Genomic DNA, 8,067 nt, shown 5'->3' with positions numbered 1-8,067 from the left:
AACAAGATCACTTTAAACGCTGTCTGTCAGGTGCAAGTCCGACAGGCTGCTAGGTGATACTGAATATTGCTAGCTTGCATACAACGAGGCAAGCCAAGTGGAGTGCTGTTGAGAATGCCGAATCGACACTCGAAGGGACTTATGTGCCCAGGGCTCCAGAAGTCATTATATAGATCGGCTGTGGATCTGTTGCCTGGGCTAGCCAGGGCAGTAGTGGCGAACAAAATGGATCCTATCGCCAGAGTGCGGCTTACGGTGCTGATGTTCATTTGAGTTCTCCAATCCTGGGAGGTTTGTTGTCAGGCCCGCCTGTGGCGGACTGTCAGCACAGGGCGCCTGACTGGGTTGCAAGCAGGTCCCCGGGCACCACTGCTTCCTTCGATGCCAACAGTAAGCCTAGTTCGGAATATCTTTCCTACCAGACTAAAAACATTACAAAAAACACCGCTATTTCAGTGACATGTCGCGGATAAAGGAGTGTTTATCCTGTACGTTACTAAGCAAAGTTATTGTTTACATCAAAACAGCCTTAACCTCTGAGGAGCTCCCCCCGATGAAAAAGCACAGCTTGCTTGCGATTGCCATTGCGACCACGCCACTGATGGTTCAGGCGGAGATTACAAAGGCAACGTTATATCCTTCCCACGCCGAACTTACCTGGGAGGAGCGCGAGCAGGTAAGTTCCGGCACTGGAACTGTTGAGATTGAGGGATTGCCGCTCAGTCTTCAGGATCAAAGCCTGCAAGTATCACTGGAAGGTATCTCCGGATCACAGATACAACAGGTTCAGATCACCCGGGTAGAACAGGCGGAATTTGTGGCTAGCGAAACCCGACGTATTCGCAAAGAGCTGGCGGCGGTCACCCTGCGGATTCAGGAGCAAGAAGATGCCATCCGGGCGTGGAACCAGCAGGTTAGTCTTATGAGCAAAATGGCCGAGTCACCACACGAACTGTCGGCTTCGGAATTGAACGACATGGCAGTCACTTTGAAAGAAACAACACAAGGCGCGCTTGGAGAAATCCGAGCCATTCGTACACGGATGGCCGATGACCTCGCCACAAGGGATCGTTTAACCCGGGAACTGTCGCAAATTAAGCAGGGTGTGCGGGCAACCAAAACGGCGGTGGTGCACTATCGGGCGCCCGCAAGCGGCGAGTTAGGCCTAACGCTCAGGTTTCAAACGAATCAGGCCAGCTGGCGGAGTGAGTACAGCGCTCGCCTTAAAACGGAGCTAGAAGGTAAGTCAGGTGGCGAAGTGACGTTGGAGCATCTGGCCGTTGTTCAGCAGTCTACGGGCACGGATTGGGACGGCGTGGAGCTTCGCCTTTCAACCGCGAATGCTCGGCGGGGCACTGCGATGCCAGCCATTCATTCCTGGGTTGTTAGCCCTACGCAGCCTCCGGCTTATCAGTCGCGCGCAGGCGCACCCATGGCCGAGATGGAGTCTAGCTCGCTCAAATCATCCAAGGGCGCCGTAGCGGTTGTTGAACGCCAGAGCAGCTTCACACAGAGTTATCGGCTGCCACAGCCTGTCGCAATTCCCAGTGGTTCGTCTGGCCAACGGCTAAGCGTTGCGGAGCACCAGATTCCCGTTGAGGTTGCCACTTGGGCGACGCCAGTGGTAGACACAACCGGTTATCTGCACGCAAAGGGCACCTTCGACTCAGATGCACCTATACCTGCCGGGCGAGTCACTCTGTATCGGGACGGTCAAAGTGTCGGTGAAAGCCAATTGCAAGAACTGGCCGGCGGCGAGGAGGTAGCGCTCGGGTTTGGGATAGATGATGGCATTCGTGTATCGGTGGTGAACGAACTTGAACGTACTGGGGAAGAGGGCGTTTGGAGCAGCGAAAATGTTCAGCGCCGGCAAAACCGATTTGAGATCACTAACCATCACGCCAAAGCGGTGCAGGTTCGGATTTTTGATCGGCTTCCGGTATCACAGGAAGACATTCTTACGGTTAAACCACTGGAAATTAGCGAGCCCGTAGAGCGAGATGTTGATGACAAAAAAGGTGTTTTAGCTTGGGATCGTGAAGTGCCTGCGGGTAAAACAATCAGTATAAAATCCGGGTTTGAGGTTCGGGTTCCCGAAGGAACCGCGCTGCCAAGGTTGTAATAAATAGATGTTAGAACGGGGCGCTCGAGAGCGCCCTTATTGGCCAATCCCAGAAGTCTTACTTCGGGTAACCGGTAATACCCCGGATTTTCTGATAGAGCGGCTGAAGCTGCGGGTACATGCGTAGGTACACCTCAGTGTACAGCCGCTCATAAAGCTCCCGGGCTTCTGGGTTTGGCTGAAATACATCACCAACCCGAGTCATGGCCGCCACAGCGGTTTCAAAATCCGGATGCAGACCAAGGCCGACCGCGGCATCGATAGCGGCTCCCAGCCCGGAAGTTTCATAAGTGTGCGGGCGTTCTGCAGGCAAACCGAATACGTCTGCGGTCAATTGCATGGCTGCGTCACTTTGCGAGCCGCCGCCCGCAACCCGAAGCTTGCGTATTTTAACGCCACTGCGTTTTTCAATTTTCTCTTTACCTTCCCGAAGGGCGTAAGCCAAGCCTTCCAGAATTGCTCGGTAAATGTGCGAGCGGGTGTGGACATCGCCAAAGCCGATGATAGAACCTTTGGCTTCTGGCCCTGGTTGGCGAACGCCTGGTGACCAGTAGGGTTGTAGCATCAGGCCCATGGAACCAGCAGGCACAGCTTTGACCAGTTCATCAAACAGCACTTCCGGCTCAATGCCACGCTCCTCGGCGATCTTCTGTTCTCTTAAGCCAAACTCCCGTTTGAACCAACTCACCATCCAGAAACCCCGGTAAATCATGACTTCTGTGGAGTAGTGCCCAGGTAACGCGGAAGGATAGGGCGGCATCAGGCGTACCGGCTCCACATAGCGTTTGTTCGTGGTATTAATAGTGGCGGTTGTGCCGTAGCTCATACAACCGATATCGGGTGTTAAGCCCCCGGAGCCAAGTATCTCGCAGGCTTTGTCGGAGGCCGCCGCAATGACTGGCAGGCCCTCAGGAAGTCTTAAGTGGTTGGCGGCTTCTGTGGTGAGGTGGCCAAGCGTTGAGCCTGGACTAACCAGTTCGGGCAGCATCGACTTCTTTACCGGCATGATGTGCCATTTAAAATCCCGTTTTCCAGCCCAGCGGTGTTTCTTGTAGTCAAACGGCAGGTAGCCCACTTGGCTGCCGATGGAATCCTTTAACTGGCCCGTTAAACGGTAATTCAGGTAGCCAGATAGCAGCACGAAATGTCGGGTTTTTTCCCAGATTTCGGGTTGGTTCTGGGCTATCCAGTTGGCTTGGGTTTTTTCTCGAAAACGGTTAACGGTGCCTTCCAGCCTTGCCAGCTTAAAGAGCCAGCCCCAAAGCCCTTTAACCGGACCATCAACTCGGGCATGGCGCTGGTCGAGCCAGATAATGGCAGGGCGCAGCGGTTTGCCGTGTTCGTCGAGGTTGATCACCGTGCCACGCTGGGTTGTAACGGTAATGCCCACAACCCCGTCTGGCGTCACATCTGTGGATTGCCATAGTTGTTCGCAGGCCTTGCCCAGATTTTCCCAGAAATACTCCGGGTTTTGTTCGGCCCAGCCAGGTTGCTCAGAAAAGTACGGCTGAATCTCTTGTTTGCCCTTGGCGATCAGATTGCCCTGGGTATCGAAAAGCAGGGCGCGAACACTCTGTGTGCCGTTATCTATGGCCAGAATCAAGGGCTCAGAACTCATGTTACTGCTCCGGCCGATTTGGCAGCGAATAGGCTTCGCGCCAGAGTGTTGAGTAACGGGCTTCTTCGGCGTGCCATTGCTCGTCATCCCAGCCGAGAGCATCAAGACAATGTTCCTTTATTTTCGGTAGCAGAGCTTTACCGCCCTCAGGCACGATCAACCCAAGCCGAGTGCGGCGTAGCATTAGATCATCCAGGTGTTCTACATCTTCCTGCATACATGCCCACACAACTTCGGCCCACAGCAGCCTTCCCGGCACCGCGCCAGAAGCCATCTCATCGTGTACGGGCTCGGTGGTTCCTGCCTGTATAACAGCGCTAAGGTCTGAGCCATAAAAGCCAGTAAGTCGTTGCCAGTTCTGGTGACTGATATTCGATGGCCGCTGGGGCGGCACGTTTTGCCGAAAAACCGGATCATTTCCCGGCCGCAATCGCTCTTCACCGTTTAGCCCGCGTATCAGCGCCTCCCGTGCGATGAGTCGGAAAGTGGTGAGCTTGCCACCAGCGATACTAATCAAGCCGTTATCTTCACGAAATTCGTGTTCACGACTTTCTTTGGATGGGGCTTTTGAGCCTGAACCTCTGGACTCAGCCGTTACCACGGGGCGAACCCCCGCCCAGGTAGATAAAACGTCGTCTCTGGAAACAGCCGCGCCTGGGAACAGGCTGCTGGATATTCTTAGCAGATAATCGAGTTCCTCACCGGCAATGCGGGGCTCATTGTCTAGGCTTTCTGTGTGGTCGAGGTCTGTGGTGCCCAGTACGGTTGTGCCGGCCCAAGGGAACGCAAAAACCGGCCGCTTATCATCCGGGTGGAATAAAGAAACGGAGCAGGAAACCGGCAACTTTTGCCAGGGAATAACCAAATGGCTGCCACGCAATGGCCGGATCGACATAGGCTTCTGTCCGTCCATGGGTTGCTGAAGCCGGTCTGCCCACACGCCTGTGGCGTTGATAACTAAAGGCGTGTTTACGGTGAATGTTTCGGTTTCGTCTTCTGCCTGTAACTCAATGCCGCTGACGTTGCCGTTTGTTCGTAGAACGTTTACTGCTTTTACGTAGTTCAGGCACAAAGCGCCGTCTTGGCGGGCTTCAGTAATTACCCGCTGCACCAGGCGGGCATCGTCGGTTACTGCATCGGTAAAGCCGCTGGCACCGGTCAGCTTTGTGGTATTCAGGCCGGGCACCCACTGCATGGTTTCGCTTGGCGACAGGAAATGGCGTGATGAATTTCTGGCTATCCAATCGTACACTCGCAGCAGAATTTGGAATAACCGTGGGCCAGGGAACTGACGCTGGAAGTGGGGCATGATAAACCGCAAGGGTTCAATCAAACCCGGTGCTTCGGCCATTAATCGCTGTCGCTCGGTAACGGCATCTCGAGTCAGCCGGTATTGGCCGCTGCCAAGGTACCGCAATCCGCCGTGCACCATTTTCGAAGAACGGCTGGAGGTTCCCCAGGCGAAATCTTTTTGCTCAACCAACAACGTATTCAAACCACTGCCAGCGGCTTCCCGAGCGATACCTGCGCCGGTAATGCCACCGCCAATCACCACCACATCAAATGTGTGGGTGCTGCTTTGAAGCTCTTTGAGTAATGAGTCTCTGCGCTTCATCTGGCTCATTTCACTCATTCCAATAGGGTTTTTGGATTGAGAATGCCTTCCGGGTCGAAGGTTTGGCACAGGGAGCGAATTGCCAGCATGCCCAGTTCACCCTTTTCAATCGGCAAAAAAGGCGCGTGATCTTTGCCAACACCGTGCTGATGACTGATGGTGCCACGGTTGCGCACGATCAACTCAGAGGCTGTGTTCTTGAGGTGCTTCCAGCGGGCTAGAGTCTCCTCGTAGCTGTCTGCAGCACGGAAAACATAGGTGGTGTAAATGCTGCAGCCTTGGCCGTAAAAATGGGACAAGTGGGTAAACACATGGGTGCGCTCGCCTGGGCTTTCTTCGCGGGATTGAAGGCCTTCGCGAAGACTGCCTTCCATCAATCCCAGAAGGTTGTCTACGTTGTCCCAGTCGGTTGCAGTTTCCAGTGTGTCTACGGCATAGCCCATCTGCCAGAGCGCTTCCCGAAGGTAGGGCATGGTAAAGCGTTTTTCGGCCCATTTTTTCCCTAGGTGTGTGCCGGTATATACACCTTTGTATTCGGAACAGATGCGCCTTGCTTCTTGTTTCGCGCTGGCGCACTGATGCTTACTGCCGGTCAGCCCGAAGGTCATCATGCACTTGCCTTCGGCGGAACCTCGCAAAGAAAGGAATTTTTCCAGCATGCCTATAAGGTGCGGGTGCCCGGCCAGCGCCAGTTGGGTTTCGGTTTCAATAGCGTTGCTGAGTCGCAACATGGAAAGCTGGGTGCGGTTTTGTACCAACTTGCGACAGGCCGTTCGGGCGCTGTCCCAGTCTGGGAAAAACACAACGTGAAAGCTTTCCTGCTCCGGCAAACGGGTGACTCGTACTTTAACTTCGGTGATCAGGCCAATACGGCCCTCGGAACCTAAAATCATCTCGCGAATGTCTGGCCCTGCGCTGGAAGCCGGTATGGTCGGCAGGTCCAGCGTGCCTTTGAGTGTTTCAACTCGACCGCCAGCGAATAGCTGTTCGATTCGGCCGTAACGTAAGGATTGCTGACCACTGGAGCGGGAAGCAACCCAGCCGCCGATGGTCGAGAGTTCAAACGACTGGGGGAAGTGCCCAAGCGTGTAGCCATGAGCTCGTAGCTGAGACTCCACCAGTGGGCCAGGCGTACCAGCGCCGAACGTGGCTATTTGGCTCTCGCGGTCTAGGTCTATGAGGCGATTCATGCCGCTCATGTCCACCGTGAGTACCGGCTTGTTACCAGCCAGTGGATTGATGTGTCCGGCAACGCTGGTGCCACCGCCATAGGGGATCAACTCCAGGTTGTTAGCTTGGGCGTAGTGCAGCAGCTTTTGAACATCAAGGCTACTCTGGGGGAGCGCGACACCATCTGGGAACACGCCAATATCGCCGCTGCGCATTGCCAACCAGTCTGGCAGGCTCTGGCCTCGGGCGTGGCGCACGCGGGCTTCGGGGCTGGTATCGATCAGCTTATCCATGGCGGTATCAGCTGGGATGCGAGTTTCGGTAACCTTTGCGCATACAGACTCGAGGGAAACATCACTCAGCGGCTTGCCAGAACCCACAAGGTCTGAGAGAAAGCTCTGTCCCTGTGCCGGTAGTTCCAAATTAAACTGCTCATCTCCCCAGCCATTCCAACGTCGCATCTAAAGTACACTCCCGTATCTAATTGAATGGAAGCTAGTCTATCGGTTTATCCGATGCTTGCACTGTCCCATAGCGACATTGACGATGTCATTTGCCGACATAACTGTGGTTTGCAGGGCGTCAGAAGGGCTAACCGTTGGTGCGGAGGCGCTCGCGGAGTTGTTCAAGGCGTTTGCGTATTTCTTCTCGGCGCTGTTGGTCGTTTTGTGCCGGCGGGGCCTGATTAGTGACAGCAGGTGCTTGGCGCTGTTGCGCGGATGATTGTTGGCGGTTGTCGGCGTCAGACGAGAAGGTCATTCCAGACTTGTCGTCGGGCTCCGGAAAATACAGGTTTTCCAGTTTGCCAGAGCGGTCAAGAATAACGCGGTTGGCATGAACGGAGTGGAGCTTCGCGTTACCCGGGAGTTCGTTACCCACAAGAAAAACGTCGGTGTTGCGCTTGTCATCTTCTATCAAGGCACTGCCCGGGAAGTCGCCGTCGGCTGCGAGTACACCCCGAAGAAAAAGCCGTAAGTTGGTTTCTGGCAAGTCCTCGGTGCTCTCTTGCGCTTCAGCGCCGTCAGCTTGGGCTGTGCCAAAAAATGCTAAAGACGCAAGTGGCAGAGTAGGGATGTTGCGTTTTTCTGCAAGCGGTTGCGAGACGGCCTGGCTGCTTTTACCTGGCTGGTGGTTTTGCGCCTGCCAGAAACTATAGCCTTGCCATGCGGTCACACCCACCATGGCTAACCCTGCGATCAGAGCTAAAGCAGGTGGAACCTTTGGATTGATAGAAAGCATTGTTCGTCCTGAATGCAAATTCACAAGCTGCCAGAAAACCGCTGGCCAAGAAAAGACCGAAAGTACCACAGGTTATCAGAATAGCGTCTTTTATTGGGAGTATAGTGTACAGGGTTATTCAGCGGGCCTATATCCTGTGGTAGCCTTCGGGAATCGTATAAAACAGAAAGGGTTTCAGAGTGTGCGCATGTGCACAAACCCTGATTACCTGATAATAACGAGGATCATCTTGACCACAGAAACCGAACTTCAGCCGCAGGATGCTCCGCTGGGTCGTCTTCCCTTTACCTTTGCAAAGCGCAA

Annotated in this window: 5 protein-coding genes; 1 reads left to right on the top strand and 4 read right to left on the bottom strand. The window is 54.4% G+C overall.

Features of this window, described 5'->3' with window-relative positions; genetic code table 11:
* Positions 1-553 precede the first annotated feature (553 nt).
* A complete protein-coding gene (locus ACTH3S_RS17025) occupies positions 554-2,122 on the top strand; it encodes a DUF4139 domain-containing protein (protein WP_441810206.1) in 1,569 nt (522 codons plus the stop codon).
* Positions 2,123-2,180: 58 nt separating this feature from the next.
* On the opposite strand, the gene ACTH3S_RS17020 is transcribed toward ACTH3S_RS17025, so the two are convergent.
* The 4 genes from ACTH3S_RS17020 to ACTH3S_RS17005 all read right to left on the bottom strand — a co-directional run bounded on the left by ACTH3S_RS17020 (position 2,181) and on the right by ACTH3S_RS17005 (position 7,764).
* Entirely contained in the window at positions 2,181-3,740 is a 1,560-nt protein-coding gene (locus tag ACTH3S_RS17020) for an FGGY-family carbohydrate kinase (protein ID WP_441810205.1), read from the bottom strand.
* Position 3,741: 1 nt separating this feature from the next.
* A complete protein-coding gene (locus ACTH3S_RS17015) occupies positions 3,742-5,364 on the bottom strand; it encodes a glycerol-3-phosphate dehydrogenase/oxidase (RefSeq protein WP_441810204.1) in 1,623 nt (540 codons plus the stop codon).
* Positions 5,365-5,369: 5 nt separating this feature from the next.
* The gene (locus ACTH3S_RS17010; RefSeq protein ID WP_441810203.1) at positions 5,370-6,986 is read right to left on the bottom strand and encodes an FAD-binding oxidoreductase; all 1,617 of its coding nucleotides are present in this window, start codon (positions 6,984-6,986) and stop codon (positions 5,370-5,372) included.
* Positions 6,987-7,116: 130 nt separating this feature from the next.
* Positions 7,117-7,764 (bottom strand): type II secretion system protein N, encoded by a 648-nt coding sequence (locus ACTH3S_RS17005; RefSeq protein WP_441810202.1) that lies wholly within the window; start codon positions 7,762-7,764, stop codon positions 7,117-7,119.
* Positions 7,765-8,067 lie beyond the last annotated feature (303 nt).

The sequence above is a fragment of the Marinobacter sp. genome (assembly GCF_052094685.1).
In the GTDB taxonomy this organism is placed as follows: Bacteria; Pseudomonadota; Gammaproteobacteria; order Pseudomonadales; family Oleiphilaceae; genus Marinobacter.
Note: the sequence above shows the minus strand (reverse complement) of the source record. Positions and strands in the feature narration are given on the sequence as shown.